At 68.5% G+C, this 18,347-nt stretch carries 17 protein-coding genes and 1 riboswitch; of the genes, 4 read left to right on the top strand and 13 right to left on the bottom strand.

The features are described 5' to 3' along the window. The first annotated feature begins 33 nt into the window (after positions 1-33). Complete coding sequence (locus ABZS29_RS29695; protein WP_355466771.1) at positions 34-474, top strand: DUF4262 domain-containing protein; 441 nt, start codon at positions 34-36, stop codon at positions 472-474. A 53-nt stretch (positions 475-527) separates the two neighbouring features. Here ABZS29_RS29695 and ABZS29_RS29690 read toward each other — a convergent pair whose 3' ends face one another. The 3 genes from ABZS29_RS29690 to ABZS29_RS29680 form a co-directional block, all read right to left on the bottom strand. Beyond that, complete coding sequence (locus ABZS29_RS29690) at positions 528-818, bottom strand: helix-turn-helix transcriptional regulator (RefSeq protein WP_355466769.1); 291 nt, start codon at positions 816-818, stop codon at positions 528-530. A 163-nt stretch (positions 819-981) separates the two neighbouring features. Further along, positions 982-1,473 carry a CinA family protein gene (locus ABZS29_RS29685; RefSeq protein WP_355466767.1) on the bottom strand — a complete coding sequence of 164 codons (492 nt, stop codon included), beginning with the start codon at positions 1,471-1,473 and terminating at the stop codon, positions 982-984. A gap of 257 nt (positions 1,474-1,730) precedes the next feature. Next, positions 1,731-2,285 carry a TetR family transcriptional regulator gene (locus tag ABZS29_RS29680; protein ID WP_355466765.1) on the bottom strand — a complete coding sequence of 185 codons (555 nt, stop codon included), beginning with the start codon at positions 2,283-2,285 and terminating at the stop codon, positions 1,731-1,733. 152 nt (positions 2,286-2,437) lie between these two features. Between ABZS29_RS29680 and ABZS29_RS29675 the strand changes: the two genes are divergently transcribed. Beyond that, positions 2,438-2,878 (top strand): nuclear transport factor 2 family protein, encoded by a 441-nt coding sequence (locus ABZS29_RS29675; protein WP_355466763.1) that lies wholly within the window; start codon positions 2,438-2,440, stop codon positions 2,876-2,878. 256 nt (positions 2,879-3,134) lie between these two features. Then, the gene (locus ABZS29_RS29670; RefSeq protein ID WP_355466762.1) at positions 3,135-4,322 is read left to right on the top strand and encodes a serine hydrolase domain-containing protein; all 1,188 of its coding nucleotides are present in this window, start codon (positions 3,135-3,137) and stop codon (positions 4,320-4,322) included. A gap of 20 nt (positions 4,323-4,342) precedes the next feature. Here the strand turns inward: ABZS29_RS29670 and pgsA are convergent, their stop codons facing one another. The 8 genes from pgsA to ABZS29_RS29630 all read right to left on the bottom strand — a co-directional run bounded on the left by pgsA (position 4,343) and on the right by ABZS29_RS29630 (position 14,103). Beyond that, the gene (gene pgsA, locus ABZS29_RS29665; RefSeq protein WP_355466760.1) at positions 4,343-4,957 is read right to left on the bottom strand and encodes a CDP-diacylglycerol--glycerol-3-phosphate 3-phosphatidyltransferase; all 615 of its coding nucleotides are present in this window, start codon (positions 4,955-4,957) and stop codon (positions 4,343-4,345) included. Next, positions 4,954-6,777: a radical SAM protein gene (locus ABZS29_RS29660; protein ID WP_355466758.1), complete on the bottom strand. Its 1,824-nt coding sequence runs from the start codon at positions 6,775-6,777 to the stop codon at positions 4,954-4,956. The genes pgsA and ABZS29_RS29660 overlap by 4 nt, the downstream gene beginning before the upstream one ends. A 96-nt stretch (positions 6,778-6,873) precedes the next feature. Then, positions 6,874-7,626 (bottom strand): helix-turn-helix domain-containing protein, encoded by a 753-nt coding sequence (locus ABZS29_RS29655; protein WP_355466756.1) that lies wholly within the window; start codon positions 7,624-7,626, stop codon positions 6,874-6,876. 116 nt (positions 7,627-7,742) lie between these two features. Then, on the bottom strand, positions 7,743-8,321 hold the full coding sequence (locus ABZS29_RS29650) for a hypothetical protein (RefSeq protein WP_355466755.1): 579 nt from the start codon (positions 8,319-8,321) through the stop codon (positions 7,743-7,745). 2 nt (positions 8,322-8,323) lie between these two features. Next, on the bottom strand, positions 8,324-10,936 hold the full coding sequence (locus tag ABZS29_RS29645) for a DNA translocase FtsK 4TM domain-containing protein (RefSeq protein ID WP_355466753.1): 2,613 nt from the start codon (positions 10,934-10,936) through the stop codon (positions 8,324-8,326). 80 nt (positions 10,937-11,016) lie between these two features. Beyond that, positions 11,017-13,107 (bottom strand): DUF6351 family protein, encoded by a 2,091-nt coding sequence (locus ABZS29_RS29640; RefSeq protein WP_355466751.1) that lies wholly within the window; start codon positions 13,105-13,107, stop codon positions 11,017-11,019. Positions 13,108-13,161: 54 nt separating this feature from the next. Further along, a complete protein-coding gene (locus ABZS29_RS29635) occupies positions 13,162-13,692 on the bottom strand; it encodes a DinB family protein (protein WP_355466749.1) in 531 nt (176 codons plus the stop codon). Positions 13,693-13,734: 42 nt separating this feature from the next. Further along, positions 13,735-14,103, bottom strand: a complete 369-nt coding sequence (locus tag ABZS29_RS29630) for a VOC family protein (protein ID WP_355466747.1) — start codon at positions 14,101-14,103, stop codon at positions 13,735-13,737. Between the two features lie 96 nt (positions 14,104-14,199). Then, positions 14,200-14,313: riboswitch (SAM riboswitch) on the top strand. Positions 14,314-14,329: 16 nt separating this feature from the next. On the opposite strand from ABZS29_RS29630, the gene ABZS29_RS29625 reads away from it, so the two are divergent. Then, positions 14,330-15,694, top strand: coding sequence for an aminotransferase class V-fold PLP-dependent enzyme (locus ABZS29_RS29625; RefSeq protein ID WP_355466745.1), 1,365 nt, complete (start codon positions 14,330-14,332; stop codon positions 15,692-15,694). A gap of 10 nt (positions 15,695-15,704) precedes the next feature. On the opposite strand, the gene ABZS29_RS29620 is transcribed toward ABZS29_RS29625, so the two are convergent. Both ABZS29_RS29620 and ABZS29_RS29615 read right to left on the bottom strand, forming a co-directional pair. Then, positions 15,705-17,756: a prolyl oligopeptidase family serine peptidase gene (locus ABZS29_RS29620; protein ID WP_355466743.1), complete on the bottom strand. Its 2,052-nt coding sequence runs from the start codon at positions 17,754-17,756 to the stop codon at positions 15,705-15,707. Positions 17,757-17,766: 10 nt separating this feature from the next. Continuing rightward, entirely contained in the window at positions 17,767-18,318 is a 552-nt protein-coding gene (locus ABZS29_RS29615) for a TetR family transcriptional regulator (RefSeq protein ID WP_355466741.1), read from the bottom strand. Between the last annotated feature and the right edge of the window lie 29 nt (positions 18,319-18,347).

The raw sequence follows: 18,347 nt of genomic DNA, 5'->3' as shown, positions 1-18,347 counted from the left end.
ATCGAACATGTGTTCGACCGAGAGGAGAAGCTGATGTGCGAAATCTGCGGCGGTGTCACCGCCCCGGAGGTTCTGTCGTCGATCGAGTCGAGCGTGCAGACCTACGGCTGGACCTCGCTGTTCGTCGAAGGTGACGGCGAGCGGAACCCGGCCTTCGGCTACACGCTCGGCCTCAGCCGGTACGGCCATCCCGAGATCATCGTCTTCGATCCGTTGCCGGAGTCGGCCTATCTGAGCCTGAAGCCGCTCGCCTGGGCGGTCCTCCAAGGCGAGACCTTCGATGAGGGCGACGACCTGACCGCCTTCTTCCCGCCACCGGACCAGGCCGAGCTGCTGCACTTCCCCGATTCGGCAACCCACCTGTTCACCGCGAACACCATGTTCCGCGCCGAAGGCGATCCACCGCTACCGGCGCTCCGGTTGGTGCGACCACGCCGGACTCCCCTGCTGAGTCTGCGTCGGGGCGATCGATGAACACGGCAACCGGCCGCTCCCGAGCTACCGGGACGGCCGGATCCACGCAGCGGTCAGGCTGCCGAGGCCACAACCTCGGGCTCGATGGCCGTGTGCGCGAGGACCAGTGCCTCTTCGCGGGCCAGGTCTTCGCTCACCTCGGCGAAGACGGCCGAGAGCGGCACTTCCAGCGCCATACAGATCGCCGCCAGCAGCTCGCTGGAGGCCTCCTTCTGACCGCGCTCCACCTCGGACAGATAGCCGAGACTGACGCGCGCGTCGGCGGACACCTCGCGCAGGGTGCGCCCCTGGCGCAGCCGCTTACGCCGCAGAACGTCGCCCAGCAGGCCACGAACCAGCACCATGAGGTTTCTCCCTTCCGCCTGTCCGGTCGTTGCTACTCGCACCGTAGCCCGACCGTGGGAACCAACGGTACCCGTTGCCGGGTCACTACTCCTCGCAATGTCCACCTTCGGTGCGCCGCGCCAGTCTGTCTTACCTGTTCCCATGCTGGTCTCAACGCCCTGTTCAGTCGAGTTCTTCCGCTACCAGTGTTGCCAGAAGGTCCAGTGCGGCCCGCACGGAGCCCTGCCGGACCGCACTGCGATCCCCGTTCAACTGCAACTTCCGCACCTGTACCGCGCTCGGTCCGGCCGCTGCGACGTAGACCGTGCCGGCTTCGACCCCAGCCTGCGGGTCCGGACCGGCCACACCGGTCGTGGCAAGCCCGTAGGTGGCCGTCAGACGCTCCCGGACGCCTTTGGCAAGCGCTGCCGCAGTGTCCGGGTGCACCGGCCCCACAGCGTCCAGAAGGTCCTGCGGCACGCCTGCGAGCGTGGCCTTCAGATCCGTTGCGTAAACCACCACACCACCCCTGTAGACCGCAGACACCCCCGGCACGTCCGTCAGAGCCGCACCAACCATTCCCCCGGTCAACGACTCAGCAGTCGCCAAAGTCTCGCCCCGCGCCTTCAAAGTTCCGACCAACCACTCGACTCCGCCTGACTCGGTGCTCTGCATCCCCCCATTTCACCCCACGTCCTGTCTGCGGCGCAGGCGGGAGGTGGTGCGCCGGGGCGCGTCTAGGGGGACTCGAGGGCACCCACGAGGTCCGCTCCGGGTGGCAACTTGTCGCCCGATCTGACCGGGCCGGTCGCGCGGGAACTCGCCGATGCGGTCGAGCAGCTGCCCGGCGAGCACGGTGCGCCCGGTGGGGCCCGCTACGAATTGAAGTGGGACGGTTCCTTCACTGAACTTGTCCGTTGCGCTCGTCGTTCTTAGTCCGCGCGACGTAGCCCGTTCACTAGTAGGTTGAACAGGCGGTCAGCTTGAGCCGAGCTGTCTGGGGAGTCTTGGGCAGCCCAGGCAATGGCACCGACCATTTTGAGCACATCGGCTGCGTCAGCCTCACTGACTACACCCCCTGACTGCCGCGCTCGTGCCAGCAGCGCAGCCCCCACTTCGAACATCTCCGCATGCCATGTCGATGCCGGCTCACCCCCGGTGTCGAGCGCCGAGCTCATGACTGCGGCGGCGAGTCCTCGATAGGTCAAGGCATGCAGGAGCGCAGCACGCAGCCAGGTCAAGAGTGCGTCGTTCTCGTCTTCGACCGTCAAGAGTCTGCGACCAAGGTCGACCAACTCAGTCACCTGTTCGGCCAGCACTGCCTCCACGAGATCCAGTCGAGTAGGGAAATGCCGATACAGCGTTCCACTGGCCACCCCCGCCCGCCTGGCGATCTCATCCAAGGAGGCGTCCACGCCGAACTCGGTGAACGCAATGCGGGCCTGCTCGATCAAGCGGCTGTAGTTGCGCCGTGCGTCTGCGCGCATCGGGCGCCCTGCATGCGACCGCGGCTCCGGGCCGACCAACGCAACCACCACATCTCTTGCTAACCGGGGACATGGTCCGTTAACGTCACTGCTAACCGGACCATGTCTCACCTTATCGGCCTGTCGTGGCCAGAGCACGGAGGATCGCTCGAATGACCACCAAAGGAATGACACTCGACGAGCAAGCAGCCAGTGCTCGTGAGGTCCTGGAGCGACTCCATCAGGCCGTTGTGCACCAGTCCGTCGATGACATGAGCCTTCTGTACGCCGTCGACGCGGTCCACGAGTTCCCCTTCACCGCGCCAGGCTTGCCGTCTCGCCTTGAGGGCCGGGACGAGATCGTGAACTGGATCGCTGCCGGCTGGCAAGCCGACCTGCCCAGGTATGACGGCTACCGCACGCTCGCCATCTACGACACCGGCGATCCCGCAACGATTGTCGTCGAACAGGAAGCCTTCGGAACGAGCGCGTTCAGCGGTGAGTTCACGCTTCCCAACATCGTCGTACTCACCGTGCGTGACGGCCAGGTCGTTCGTCTGCGCGACTACGTCAACATCGTGGCAGCTGCAGCCGCCATAGGACACGAGCTGTAAAGACCCGAGACGGCGACCCAAGTCAGGTTGAGTAGAGGGTTGTCGGCGCCGAGTTTGCTGGTGATGATGCCGATCAGGCCGCCGCGGGTTGGTCCGAGGTAGAGGCAGTTGTTGCTGGGTTGCTCGCTGAGGCCTTGATCCACTTGGCCAGCGGTCGCCGGGGCGCGGTCTCCGGACTGGTCATCGCGACTCGCGGGTCTCTGTTCCGTAGTCTGCGGAGTGACCTTCAGAACACCAACAGGATGCGGAGTGGACAGTGACCAGTGGCGGCTTCTCGTCGAAACGGCTGACCCGCGTACGCGACCTGCTTGAACGTCAGGTGGAATCCGGGTTCGTTCCCGGCGCCCTGGCTGTTCTTGCCCGCCATGGCGACGTGCACGTTGAGGCGACGGGCGCTCTCGCCTTCGAGGGTGCCGGGTCGAGGATCCCGATGGCAGGCGACACGATCGTTCGGGTCTCGTCGATGACGAAGCCGATCGTGGCCGCGTGCGCGATGACACTGGTCGAGGACTGCACGCTGCGCCTGGACGACCCGGTGGACGATCTTCTCCCGGAGCTGGCGGACATGCGCGTGCTCACCGATCCTGCCGGGCCGCTGGACGACACCGTGCCGGCGGCCCGATCGATCACCTTGCGAGATCTGCTGACCTTCACCTTCGGTAGCGGCGTGGTCGTCGGCGAGCCGGGAACTATGCCGATCGCCGATGCGCTGGCCCTTGATGACGCTCCGCTGGACGAGTGGGTCGGCCGGCTTGGTGCGCTTCCGTTGGTTCATCAGCCGGGTGAGCGGTGGCTGTACCAGACCGGCTCGGTCGTGACGGGCGCTCTTATCGCGCGGGCCACGGGGATGTCGTTCGGGGAGGCTCTGCAGGAGCGGGTGTTCGGACCGCTCGGGATGAAGGACACCGGGTTCAGTGTGAGTGCGGACCGCCTTGATCGGATGGCGACGGCGTACCAGCGCGACAATGCGCCGACCGGTGAGGCGATCGTCGCGGACGAGCCCGACGCGACGTGGAGCACTCCGCCGGCGATGGAGGACGGTGGCGGCGGGCTGGTCTCGACTGCGGACGACTATCTCGCGTTCGGGTCGGCACTGCTTGCCGGTGGTGTGCATCGCGGCGAGCGGGTGCTCTCGCGAGCGTCGGTGGCGCTGATGACCAGCAGTCAGCTGACGTCCGCGCAGCGGGCGGTCTCGGGATTCTGGCCGGGGTACTTCGCTACGACGAGCTGGGGACTCGGGGTGGGAGTCGTCACTGATCGGACGCAGCTCGGTCCGTCGGCTGGTAGCTACGGATGGAACGGGTTCTACGGGACCACCTGGTACAACGATCCGGCCGAGGATCTGACGGCGATCATGATTCTGCAGCGGGCGCATGCGGGTAACCCGGCGCTGCCGGTACAGAAGGACTTCTGGACCAGCGTGTACCAGGCGATCGACGACTGACGACGCCTGGCTACGCCTGGCTACGGGAGAGGGTGTTTGGCGGCGGCGCGGAGGCGGAGGGCGCGGACCAGGTAGTCGCCGCCGGTGATCAGGGTGACGGCTACGGCGGCGGTCATGAAGAGGATCGCGGTCCAGTGCAGGAGGGCGAAGGACTGCCATGGGAGGAGGTAGAGGCCGAGGGCGATGGCTTGCAGAACCGTCTTGAGTTTGCCGCCGCGGCTGGCGGGCATCACGCCATGGCGGATGACCCAGAAGCGGAGGGCGGTGACGCCCCATTCGCGGACCATGACGACGATGGTGATCCACCACGGGAGCTCGCCGAGCAGGGAGAGGCCGATGAAGGCCGCTCCGGTGAGGGCCTTGTCGGCGATCGGGTCGGCGATCTTGCCGAAGTTCGTGACCAGGTTCCAGCGGCGGGCGATGTCACCGTCGAAACGGTCGGTGACGATCGCGACGACGAACGCGGCGGTGGCGAGCAGACGAGTGCCGGTGTCGATGCCGTCATGGCGGAGCAGCAGCCAGACGAACAGCGGGACCAGGACGAGCCGCAGCACGGTCAGCCCGTTGGGGACGTTCCAGGCGCTGGGCGCGTGGATCCGCCCGGCCTGCGGTACCGGGTTCGGCGGGTTGGTCACGCGGTCAGGTTAGCGGCCGGACGGTCGTCTCGGGGATTCACCACCGCGGCGAACTCCGCGATCAGGTCGACACCGTCGCTGCCGACGACCTTCGCGGCGACCAGATCGCCGATCCGGACGTCCGCCGGAAGACCGACAAGTGTCGTCGAACCGTCCACCTCCGGACCCTGGTGCGCGGCCCGTCCCTCCCCCGTCTGCCCGGCCACACCGGAGCCCACCGAAGGCCCGGTGGCTGCGTCTGTTCCGGCGTTGGGCGTGTCGAGGGACTCTACGAGGACCTCTACTAGCTCGCCGATGCGGGATTCCGCGCGGGCGGAGGTGAGGTCTTCGGCGAGGCGGGTGACGCGGTCGAGGCGGGCAGCGATGGTGTCCTCGTCGAGTTTGCCGTCGTAGGTCTCGGCCTCGGTGCCGTCCTCGTCGGAGTAACCGAAGACACCGATCGCGTCGAGGCCGGCCTGGGAGAGGAAGTCGCAGAGGATGTCGACGTCTTCTTCGGTCTCACCGGGGAAGCCGACGATGACGTTGCTGCGGATGCCGGCGGCGGGGGCGGCGGCGCGGACCTGGGCGATCAGCTCGAGGAAGCGTTCGGAGTCGCCGAAGCGGCGCATCCGGCGCAGGAGCGGGCCGGAGGCGTGCTGGAACGAGAGATCGAAGTACGGGACGACGCCGGGCGTCGAGGTCATCGCGGCGAGCAGCGTCGGGCGCATCTCGGCGGGCTGCAGGTAGGAGACCCGGACGCGGGTGATGCCGGGGACCTCGGCGATGTCGGCGACCAGGGTCTCCAGGAGGCGGAGGTCGCCGAGGTCCTTGCCGTAGGAGGTCGAGTTCTCGGAGACGAGGAACAGTTCGCGTACGCCGTTCTCCGCCAGCCAGTGCGCTTCGGTGAGGACCTCGGTGGGGCGGCGGGAGATGAACGCGCCGCGGAACATCGGGATCGCGCAGAACGCACACCGGCGGTCGCAGCCGGAGGCCAGCTTCAGCGGCGCCATCGGGCCACCGTCGAGCCGGCGGCGGACGACCCGCGGGCCGCTGGCCGGAGCGGACTCGAGGTCCGGCGCGTCGATCTTGAGCTCGTTGCGCGTGCCGGACGGGCTGACCATGCGCCCCTTCAACGGCTGAGCTGTCGCGGCGCCGGAAGCAGCCTCCGAGGCGCTGTCGCCGAGCGGCTTGAGCGCCGAGGGAATGTGGTCCCCGAGGGTGACACCGTGGTCGCCGGAGCCGGAGGTGCTGCCCGAAGCTGCCGAGGTGGCGTCGTCGCCGTGGGCCCGAGTGGCGCTGTCGCCGTGGCTCGGGGTGTCGGCCAGGCCCGGGGTGGCGTCGTCGCCATGGCCTGGGGCGGCCGGGGTGGTGCCGTGGCCGGGCGTTGCTACTGGAGCGGCGGACTGGCGGGCTGCCGGGGACAACGGGAGAAGCTTGCGGCGGTCCCTCGGGGTGTGGGGGTGGTGCTTGTCGCCCGAGAGGATGGAGCGAAGGCGGTCGGAGATGTCGGCGTAGTCGTCGAAGCTGAGGACTGCGTCGGTCTCGGGGAGGGCCTCGGCGAGCTGGTCGCCGTAGCGCTCGGCCAGGCAGCCGACGGCGACGACGGCCTGGGTGCGGCCGGAGTCCTTGTAGTCGGCTGCGGCGAGCAGCGTGTCGACCGAGTCCTTCTTGGCGGCCTCGACGAAGCCGCAGGTGTTCACCACCACGGTGTCGGCTTCGGCGGCGTCGTCGACGAGCCGGAAGCCGCCGGCCTCGAGGCGGCCGGCCAGTTCCTCGGAGTCGACGTCGTTGCGGGCACAGCCCAGCGTGACCAGGGCAACAGTGACGGGTGGCGTAGTCATCACTACGAGTATGACTCGCCGCCCAGCCTCACACCTAACCGCAGCAGCCGCTCCACGGCCTGTGGGCCCGTGAGCCGGGCCACACGTGGACCCCGGCTACTTCTTGGCGATCGTGCCGTTGGGATGAGCGACGAACCGGTAGAGCTTCGTGGCCTGCGGTTTCCCGTTCACCTTGATGACGAGATTGCCAGGTGCGCCGGCGGAGACCCGGATGTTTCCGACCGCGGTGACGGTCTGCACGGAGCCGGGACCGACCAGCCCCTGGAAGAGCCGCTTGCCCGACTTGTCGCGCAGCGTGACGTAGGAGCCGTTGTTCTTCGCCGTGAGCGTGAGCGTGGTCTTGGTCGGCACGACCGGCGGCGGGACGGGCTTCTTCTTCGTCGGAGTGACCGTCGGCTTCGGGGTCGGCTTCGGCGGCTGGGTAGTGACCGTCGTGGTGGCGATCGTCTTGGAGGCGTTGGCCTCGACATCCCTCGGCACCGTGAAGAGCCGAATCATCCCCCAGCCCATCAGGCCGACCAGGATGGCGCCGAGCACGATGCCCCAGCGCGGCCGGGCCGGGTGCAGGGTCGGGCCCTTGACCGCGGCACGCTCCTCGCGGCGGGACTTCTCCTCCTCCACGGCGTGTTCGGCGTCGAACGACGCCACCAGCGGGGCGGGATCGGCCTTGACCACCCGAGCGATCGCGCGGATGTGACCGCGCGCGTAGAAGTTGCCACCGCAGCGGGAGAAGTCGTCGGCCTCCATGGCGGTGAGCAGCCCGGTTCTGATCCGGGTGGCGGCACTCAGCTGCTCGATCGTCATGTCGGCCCGTTCGCGGGCCGCCGTGAGCTCGCTACCGATGCTCACGTCGTCACCGTCCTCTCCATCGCCCGTTCCGGAAGGGCAGTCGCTCTCGGCAGGTACCGACAGCGTGGCCGTCGACACCAAGTCAACGGTCGTACCCCGACGGGGTCACGGACAAGTCAGAGTTGCTCGCGCACCGGACATCTGGCGTCCGCGAGCATATGCAGTGCCTGGACCACTTCCCCGTTCGACGGACGTGCCGTCAACCCGAACGGTACCGCGAGTGAGGACCCGGTCAGCCGCCGGTTCGCATCCGTGGTCTTGCGCGTCGCGCTCGGCATCGCCGCCAGCGTCGGTCCCGGATCGAGCAGATGGACGGCGATCCGGCCGTCGTCGAGCGGGTGCCGGCGCTGCAGCACCGTCACCTCCTCGATCTCCTGCCAGCGGGTACCGATCCATTCGTTGCCGATTCGCAACCGGATCCCGACGTCGTCGGCGACCAGCATGTCCCCGACCGTCAGCGCCCGGGCACACACCACAGCCAGTACGGCGAACGCTGCCGCGGCGAACCAGCGCAGTACGCCGGTCGCCGTACCGGAGGCGGAGGTCGCGAAGCCGACGGCCACCAGCGCGGCTCCGAGAGCGATGCCGCCGTGGACCTTCTGGGACGCACGGATCGTGAACGGGACAGGTCTGTCGTCGAGGTCGAAACCCTCATGACGTTGCTGATGATGTGTCACGGCGCTCGCTTCGGTCACGGTCACTCTCCTCGGAGGGTGGTGATGAAGTCTTCCAGGTCGTCCGGTTTGACCAGGACGTCACGCGCCTTGGACCCCTCGCTGGGACCGACCACGCCCCGGCTCTCCAGGATGTCCATCAATCGGCCGGCCTTGGCGAAGCCGACCCGCAGCTTGCGTTGCAGCATCGAGGTCGAGCCGAACTGGGTCGAGACGATCAGCTCGGCGGCCTGGATCACCAGGTCCATGTCGTCGCCGATCTCGTCGTCGAGGTCCTTGCTCGGCGCGGCGACGGCGGTGACGTCCTCACGGTACGTCGGCTCCAGCTGTGTCTTGGTGTGCTCGACGACCGCGCGGATCTCGGACTCGGTGACCCACGAACCCTGGATACGCATCGGCTTGCTCGCGCCCATCGGCAGGAACAGGCCGTCACCCTGACCGACCAGCTTCTCGGCGCCGGGCTGGTCCAGGATGACCCGGCTGTCGGCCAGCGACGAGGTCGCGAAGGCCAGCCGGGACGGCACGTTCGCCTTGATCAGACCGGTGACGACGTCGACCGACGGCCGTTGCGTGGCCAGCACCAGGTGGATACCGGCGGCCCGGGCGAGCTGCGTGATCCGGACGATCGAGTCCTCGACGTCGCGCGGAGCCACCATCATCAGGTCGGCCAGCTCGTCGACGATCACCAGCAGATACGGGTACGGCGTCAGCACACGCTCGGACCCTGGTGGCGGCTTCACCTTGCCGCCGCGGACCGCCTTGTTGAAGTCGTCGACGTGCCGGAAGCCGAACGCCGCGAGGTCGTCGTACCGCATGTCCATCTCGCGGACGACCCACTGCAGTGCCTCGGCCGCCTTCTTGGCGTTGGTGATGATCGGCGTGATCAGGTGCGGGATGCCCTCGTAGTTGTTCAGCTCGACCCGCTTGGGGTCGACGAGGATCATCCGCACCTCGTCGGGCGTGGCCCGCATCAGCACCGACGTGATGAGCGAGTTGACGAACGACGACTTACCGGAACCGGTCGCACCGGCGACCAGCAGGTGCGGCATCTTCGCCATGTTCGCGACCACGAAGCCGCCCTCGACGTCCTTGCCCAGTCCGGCCACCATCGGGTGGTGGTCGTTGCGGGCGGTCGCCGAGCGGATCACGTCGCCGAGGCTGACGATCTCCTTGTCGGTGTTCGGGATCTCGATACCGATCGCGGACTTGCCGGGGATCGGGGACAGGATCCGGACGTCGGCCGAGGCGACGGCGTACGCGATGTTCTTGGACAGCGCGGTGACCTTCTCGACCTTGACCGCGGAGCCGAGCTCGACCTCGTACCGCGTGACTGTCGGGCCGCGCGTGTACGCCGTGACCTGCGCATCGATGCCGAACTGCTCGAACACCTCGGTCAACCGGTCGACCACCGCGTCGGACGCCTTGGTCCGGGCTTTGTGCACCGAACCCGGCTTCAGGATCTGACCGTCGGGCAGCGTGTAGGTGATGTCGCCGGACAGGCTCAACTGCTCGACGCGCTGCGGCATCGGAGTGTGCTGCGGCGGCTCCGCAGGCGGTGCGTCGTGCACCTTGAAGTCCGGCGTGGCAGGCGCGGCGGCAGCAGCGGCGGCCTCCGCGTCGACGTCGTACGCGTCCTCTTCCGGCGGTGCGGGCTTCGGCTTGCGGCCGCGCTTGGAGATCTCGCGGCCTTCGAGCACCGGCGAGTCGTACGGCTTGATCGTCGGATCGCCGTCGTCCTCGAGCGCCGCCTTGGCGCGCCGCTCCTTGCGCGTGAGCCGCACGGTGTCGTCGGTGGCGGGCTCCGTGGCCGGCGCCGCCTCCTCCGGCAGCTCGGTCCGCCCCATCAGTACGTCGAACGCCGCGCGCACCCGGAGCGGGATCGCGTAGATCGCCGTACCGGTGATGATCAGCAGGCCGAAGATCGAGAGCAGCACGAGCAGCGGAGCGGCGACGTACTGCGTCATCAGGTACGAGAGTGATGCGGAGATGACGTAGCCGATCGCACCGCCGGCGTCGTGCAGCGGCGCATCGCCGGGAGTCTCCGGCCGCGGAATGCCGTGGGCGATGTGCACCAGCCCGAGCACTCCGAACGACAGCAGCGTCCAGCCGATGATCTGACGCCCGGCCGGCCCGTTGCGCTCCGGGTTCCGCAGCGTGCGGACGGCCATCGCGAGCAGCAGGATCGGGACGGCCCAGCCGGTCATGCCGATGCTTTCGCCGACCGCGGTCCGGACGCCGTTCCCGACCGCACCCGGCAGGCGCCACCAGATCGAGGCGGCCACGACGATCGCCAGGCCGATCAGGAACAGGCCGGCGCCGTCGCGACGGTGCTCGGGATCCAGGTCGCGAGCACCGTGACCGATCCCGCGGGCCATCCGGCCGAGCAGGTGGGCGATGCCGATCCACAGCTTGATCAGGCCGCGGCCGATCGCCAGCATGGCGGCCGCGAACGGCCCTGGCCCGCTGTTTTTGGGCGTGCTGGTCCGCGCGGCAGTGCTACCACCGCGCTTCGCGCTCTGCCCACGCTTCTGGGCGGCTGACGGACGGGTGCGTCCACCGGCAGCGGCTCGGGCCGTACTGGGCCGTTTCGCTGCCGACTTCTGCGCCCGCGCCGGGGAAGACGTGCGGGTCGCCATGTTTAGCAGGCTACCTCCAATACCACTCGAGTCCCACGTGTCACACGCCGATCACGCTGCCCCATCCGTAGCGTCACGGCTCAGAAGACGGGCCACGCCTCAGTGGGACGCTGCTGGCCCATGCCCGGTGCCTTCCAGTCGCAAACGCCGCGCGGGAAGGCCTGCCGGAGAGCTTTCCACTGGCCCGCAGTGAAGCCGGCTCGGTAGTCCGCGGGTGACAGCGGACGCAGGCGGCACTTGATGATGTCGTTGGCAACAGATGCGCCCGCCACCTGGCGCGGCGCCGGCCAGACCGGGTAGAGCGTGTTGCACCGGGTCGTACCGATGCCGTTGACCTGCTTCTCGACGATCTTGGGGCCCTGCGGACTCCAGCAGGCCTCGACGAGCGACGACGGCTTATTGCGGAGCAGGCGGCTGTGCGGCGAGCCAGGGCCGGTGTCGGCGTCCATCGCGTCCATCCACTGGTTCAGGGACTTCAGCGCGGACAGTACGACGGGGTTGGCGGAGCTGAAGCCGCCGGGCGCGTCGGCCGGCTGCACCAGCATCACCTGGTTGCCCGCGTCACCGTTGGCCTTCACCAGCCGCTCACGCAGCGAGAACGAGTGGAACATCAGGTGAATGTCACCGTTCGGCAGTTCGTCCAGGTACTGCCGGTAGTCGATGATCGGCGTGCTCGCCAGTCCCCCGCCGCCGTTGATCAGTTGTCCGGTCCGGTACGCCGTGCTGATCGCCGAAGGATCGGCCTGCGTGCGACCGGGGACGAAGTTGGCGTCGGTGTCGAAGCCGCCGATCGCGCGATTCAGGTCGACGAACTGCGCCGCGGTGATCTTGCCCGCGTTCAGCGCGGCCAGGCCGTACTGAATCCCCACGTTGTCCAGAGGCCGCCGGACCACACCTGAGGCGTTCTTGCCCCAGATGTTCACCTGATGGTCGTAGACATCACAGCGCGCACCACCGCGGTTCGACACCGGGTCGTAGCGCAGCGCCACAGGTAGTTGCTCAGGGCAATAGACCCGCGGGTCGATCCGTCGGGCGGCGCCGGCCAGGTTGGCGATCGTCTCGACCTTGCCGAACCCGGCCGCGGCACGCTTCGCGGCGTCGGTCCAGCCGCCGGCCGACCGGAAGTAGTGATCCAGCAGCAGCGCATCGGTGATCGTGTGCAGCGTCGCGAAACCGACCTCGGGGAAGACGCACGACGCGATGATCCCGTCCAGCAGCCCCGGATAGTTGTCGGCGATCTGGAAGACCTGGTACGAACCGCCCGAGCAGCCCCAGCCGATCGTCTGCCGCGGTACGCCGATCGTCTCGGCGATGTGCTCGCGGGTCATCGTCATCGTCTCGGCGGCGAGCACCCCGTTGCAGTTCACGCCGAACACGTTCAGGCTCGACGAAGCAACGGCGTACCCGCGACCCAGCAGTACGTCGTCGTTGATCCCGCCGGTGGTGCTCCCCTGCTGGTACCACCCACCCGGGCAACCGCCGCCGAACGTGTAGACCAGCCGGCCGTTCCAGCCCGACGGCGGCCGCTGCGCGCTCGGCGCACCCTCGGCGCGATCGTGCAGTACGGCGTACTCGTAGATCGAGCGGTTGATCACGCCGGTCTCGACGCGGACGATGTACGGCACCCGCCGGCCGTCCGACGTGGTGGTCGTCGCCAGGTCGGCCGGTTTCGTTGCCGGCAGCACCTTCAGCGACCGGTCCACCGTCGAGCGGTACAGGTAGTCGACCCGGGTCGGCACCGAACAGTTCGGCCCGGTCGCGGGCCCGAGCTTCACCTTCGCGAGCGTCGTGAACCCGGCCGTCCCGCAGATGTACGGCGTCTCGTGCGGTCCCGCCAGCATCGGGCCGGACCGCGGATAGTTGGTGATGCCGAGCCGGGCCTCGCCCGCGGTGACCGTGTTCCGGCCGACCACCAGACCCCGGACCAGCCCGATCAGCCGGTCGCGGGTCCGCGTGAAGACGCCGGTGACATCACGTCCGTTCAGCTCGACGACGACGTTCTCGAGGTTCCGTCCGGTGATGCCGATCAGCGCGTTGCCGTCGCTGACGAAGTCCGCACGCGGCGTCGACAGCACCTCGATCCGGACGCCGTACGCCGCACTCGCGGGCGCGACCAGCAACGCGGTGAGCACCGCGAAGAGGAGCGCGACGAGGGCGGCCGGACGCTTCATGGCAGGAAGTTGACCACAGCCTCCGGGCCATCGGAAGACTTGTTACCAGATCGATCAGGCTCCGGTGACGCCATCGAGTTGTTCCCGCAGCAGGTCCGCGTGCCCGCAGTGCCGCCCGTACTCGCCGATCATGTGGATGTAGATCATCCGGAGCGTCGACTCCGTCCCCCGGAACGTGAACCGCTCGTCCAGCGAGCGTCCGGCGGCCGCCGCATCAGACAGCTTCCACTCCGCGATCAGCCCTTCGTACGCCGCCTGTGCGTCCGCCGGGTCGATGAGCTCGAAGTCGGCGTCCTTGCCCAGCTCCGGCGCGAACAGCGGCTCGACCGGGTCCCCGTCCGCGAAGTGGATCCGGAACCAGATCCGCTCGACCTTGGTCAGATGCCGGATCAGGCCCAGCAGCGACAGGTTCGAGGGCGGGGACGGCCGCTCGGCGAGCTGCTCGGCGGTCAGGCCGGCGCACTTGAACAGCAAGGTCCTGCGATAGAAGTCCAGATAGCCCTGCAGCAGCTCGGCTTCGGGCGCGGTCAGCGATCCGTCCGGACGCTCAACCTCAGGGGCGGTCCAGACCGCGGTGTTGTTCATGCCGCCCATCCAACACGGCGAGGCCCGCGTGCGGCCAACCGGTTACGGGTTGACCGGCGGCGCCCAGTCCGGTCGCCGGATCAGACAGAACGGATGCCCCGCCGGATCCTCGAACACCGAGTCGGCCAGTCGGCGCGCGCCGAGCGCGATCACCGCCGCGGCGGCCGGCTCGAGATCGTCGACCATCACGTCGAAGTGCGCCTGCTGCGGATGGGCCGGGTCCGGCCACTGCGGCCGCTGGTACTCCGGGGCCCGCTGGAAGGCCAGCCCCGAGGTCCGGTCGTTGTCGGCGACCACCACCCAGTCGTCGCTGCGGTAGGTGATCGGTTTGCCGAGCACCGCGGCGTAGAACTCCGCCAGTGCGAGCGGATCCGGGCAGTCGAACGCCAGGTGATGCAGTCTTCCGATCATGTCCGCTCCTCGCGTCGTCTCACGATGTGTATGTGTATCTCATAGCATGAGATTAGGGCTGGCGTCCTCGTGGCCGGTTCGTTACCGTTCTCGGCAGGTCATGAGCGCCAGCGTCAAGCCCCGGCTCGCTGGCCGGCAACCCTCCTCCGCGGTGGGGTGCCCCGGGTGAGGACCAGGCCGTGCGGATACCCCGTTCGGCAAGTGCGGACTTCCCGGGAGCGAAGCCATGTCGATCCTCTCCATCCTCGAGCCGGCCAGCACGACCACCCCGCGCGCGGCGGTCACCCGCCCGGCGAACGGTTCGATCCCTGCCACCGTCGGCGCCGACCTGCTGGTCCCGCTGGCCGACGGCCGCGTGACGGACTACGCGAACTTCGATCACGGTGCGAGCGCTCCGTGTCTGGAGTCGGTGCGCACCAGCGTCGAGGCGGCCCTGCCGTCGTACGCGTCGGTCCACCGCGGCAACGGCTACGCCTCCCGCATCACCACCCAGTGGTACGAGCGGGCCCGCGCCGAGGTGCACAGCTTCGTCGGCGCCCGCGCGGACGACCAGGTGATCTTCACCCGGCAGACCACCGACGCACTGAACCTGCTGGCACACGCGGTCCCGGCCGACGCGACAGTGATCGTCTTCGAGTCCGAGCACCACGCCGCGCTGCTGCCGTGGGGCGAGGAGCGCACCGTCCGGCTTGCGGCTCCCGAATCGGCCAGTGCGGCCGTGACCGCTGTGGCCGACGCGCTGCGGTCCGCTCCGGAGGGTCCGCGGCTGGTCGTCGTCACCGGCGCGTCGAACGTCACCGGCGAGATCTTCCCGATCGCCGAGCTCGCCGCCGTCGCCAAGGCGCACGGTGCGCGGATTTGCCTCGATGCTGCCCAGCTGGCACCGCACCGCACCGTCGACATTGCCGAGCTGGACGTCGACTGGGTCGCGCTCTCCGGCCACAAGCTCTACGCGCCGTACGGCGCCGGTGCGCTGATCGGCCGCGCGGACTGGCTCGACGCCGCCGACCCCTACCTGTACGGCGGGGGCGCGACCACCGCGGTCACCGGCGACGGCGTGGTCTGGGCGACCGGCCCGTCCCGGCACGAGGGTGGCTCCCCCAACGTCATCGGCGCGATCGCCCTGGCCTCGGCCTGCGCGACGATCAGCCGGCACCGCGAGGCGATCGAGCAGCACGAGCGCAGTCTGCTCGCCCGGCTCCGCACCGGCCTCGCGCAGATCGCCGAGGTCACGACGTACTCGATCTTCGGCGCCGAGGCCGACCGCGTCGGCACCGTCTGCTTCACGATCAAGGGTCTGAGCTCGACGCTGGTCTCCGCCGCACTCAGCGCGGAGTACGGCATCGGCGTCCGCGACGGCAAGTTCTGCGCGCACCCGCTGGTCGGCCACCTGCTCGCCGACGCACCCGAACACGGTACGGCGGTCCGCGCCAGCCTCGGCCTCGGGACGACCCGCGAGCACGTGGACCGGCTGGTCGGCGCAGTGCGCACGCTGGCCACCAACGGGCCGCGCGCGGAGTACGAGGACACCGACCACGGCTGTCAGCCGGCCGACGACCCTCGTGACCTCCACGCACCCCGCATCTGGTGACAAGGCCCTCCTACTGCTCAGGAGTCTTCAGACCTACATGGTGAGCAGCGAACGCCAGTAGGTCCGCCCACTCCGCCGCGATCATCGCGGCGGGTTTGCCGAAGCCGTGACCGGTGTTGACCTCCACTCGGGTCAAGACGGGTTCGGCCGCGGACTGGGCATGCTGCAACGCAGCGATGAACTTGTGACTGTGCAACGGCACCACCCGGTCATCGTGGTCACCGGTGACCACGAGCGTGGCCGGGTACGCCGTACCGTCCTGCACGCGGTGCAGCGGCGAGTAGGCCAGCAGATCCTCGAACTGCTCCGGGTTGTCCGGATGCCCGAAGTCGGAAGCCCACGCGGCACCCACTGTGAACAGGTGGAACCGCAGCATGTCCAGTACGCCGACACCGGGCAGCGCGACCTTGAAGAGGTCGGGCCGCTGCGTCATGGCCGCACCGACGAGCAGTCCGCCGTTGCTGCGGCCGTGAATCGCCAGCTGCTCCGGAGTGGTCACACCGGTCTCGGCGAGATGCTCCGCGACGGCGATGAAGTCGTCAAACACCTGCTGTTTGTTCTTGAGCCGGCCAGCGTCGTGCCAGTCGCTGCCGTACTCACCGCCGCCCCGCAGGTTGGCGATCGCCAGCACTCCCCCGGCCTGGAGCCAACCCGCCCAGCCGGGCTTGTAGTCGGCCAGGATCGGGATGCGGAAGCCGCCGTACCCGTAGAGCAGGGTCGGACGCGGTGCGGCGAAGTCGAGGTCGGAACGGCTGATCAGGAAGTACGGAACCTCGCCAGCCTTCTTGCGCAGCACCGTGACCTCGGGCGAGGTGTAGCTGCTGGAACCCTGCACCAGCTCGGGCAGCGCCCGCACCTCGGCGGTCGATGCGGAGACGACGTACGAGACCGTGGGATCGACAGTGGTCGACAAACCGATGAAGAGCTCGTCGTGCTTGGTGCTGGCGTTCAGAGCGAGCACACCACCACCCTGTACGTCGGCCACGCGTTCACGCGAACCGTCGAGGTCGTAGAGCTTCAGCACCGGCTGGGCGTCTGCCAGCGTCAGGGTCGCGAGTCCCGACGCTGTCCCGCGGACAGCCTGCAGGGCGTGCTCCCCTTCGGGGACGAGGTCGGTGAACGTGCCGTCGAGGTCGGCCAGCACCACGCGCCCGAGCGGAGCGTCACGGTCGGTCTGCAGCACCAGCTGGTCACCGGACATCCGGACGAAGAAGATCTCGTCGGCGAGCTCGTCCACGACCTTGATCGGCTCGCCGAGACCATCGGTGGTGATCGGGTAGAGCCACAGCAGCGACGCGGGGTCGGTGCCTTCGGTGATGTGGACGACGACGTACCGGTCGTCGTCGGAGACCTCGGGTGTGATGAACAACCGGTCGTTGTCCGGGAAGCTGAGGACCAGCTCGTCTTCGGACTGCGGTGTGCCGACGCGGTGCAGCTTCAGCTGCCCAGCAGCAAGTGTGGTGGTCTCCGTGCCCTCGCTGCGCCCGCTGGACGCGTAGTGCAGGTACAGATACGCCGAGCTGTCCGGCAGCCACGTGGCCTCGCAGAACTTGGCCTCCGTCACCACGTCGTCCACCGGATCCCCAGTGGCGATGTCGAGCAGCCTGAACGTCGTCCAGTCGCTACCACTCTCGTTGATGCCGTACGCGAAGTACTTGCCGTCGGGGCTGACGGTGAACGAGCCCAGCGAGTCGGTGCCGTCGGCGGACAACGTGTTCGGGTCGATCAGCACCCGGCCGCCGTCCAGCAGCTCCGCGAGCGACCCAGCGACGTACACGACATCCTGTGCCTGCGTGCCGTCGTTGCGACCGACGAAGTACCAGCCGCTCTTCTTGGCCGGCACTCCGGCCCGCGGCCGCGCCAGGATCGCGGACATTGTGGTCTGGAACCACTCCCGCTCCGGATAGCTCGCCAGCTCGGCCTCGGTGTACTCGTTCTGACGCCGGACCCAGTCCTGCGTCTCCGGTGCGTCAGGGTCTTCGAGCCAGCGGTAGGGATCCGCGATCTCGTGCCCATGCAAGGTTTCGACGACATCGTCGCGGCGGCTGTCCGGGTAGGTCATGGGGACAAACCTAACCCGCGCCCGGAGCCACCGCCCGCGCAATAAGCTCGAAGATCGGCCGTGGGTCGACGTCGTCGTGCCGGGCGATCCGATGCAGGATCAGCCCTTCCGATGCAGCGGCAACCATGCGAGCCGCCACGACAGGATCCGCGGCGCCGAGCGCGGTCAGGCCTTCGGTGGCGCCGGCCTCCAGTGCGGCCCGGCCGCGGGACAGGGACTCGCGGAGTTCGGCGTCATGGCTGCCCTCGAGGAAGAGCACCAACCGGGCCGTGGTCTGCACGCGATTGACTCTGGTGATGAGGTCGAACAGCCAGCACATCGCATCCACGAACTCCGCCGCCGTCGTCGGCCGGAAGGCCGGACCGACCGCTTGGAGATCCGCCTCCGCGAGCCAGTCGGCGACACCGGTCAGCAAGGCGGCCCGGCTGCGGAAGTAGTTGGAGGTCGAGCCTTTCGGCAGGCCTGCCCGCTCGTCGACCCGGGCGTGCGTCAATGCCCGGAGGCCTTCGGTCCCCAGCAGGTCGACAGCGGCACGGAGGGCGCGCGTACGCGGAGAATCCACCGCGTCACTATAAGCGTAGTAGCGGTCGT

It is taken from the genome of Kribbella sp. NPDC005582 (assembly GCF_040605415.1).
Classification (GTDB): Bacteria; Actinomycetota; Actinomycetes; order Propionibacteriales; family Kribbellaceae; genus Kribbella.
This window is presented reverse-complemented; position numbering and strand designations above follow the sequence as displayed.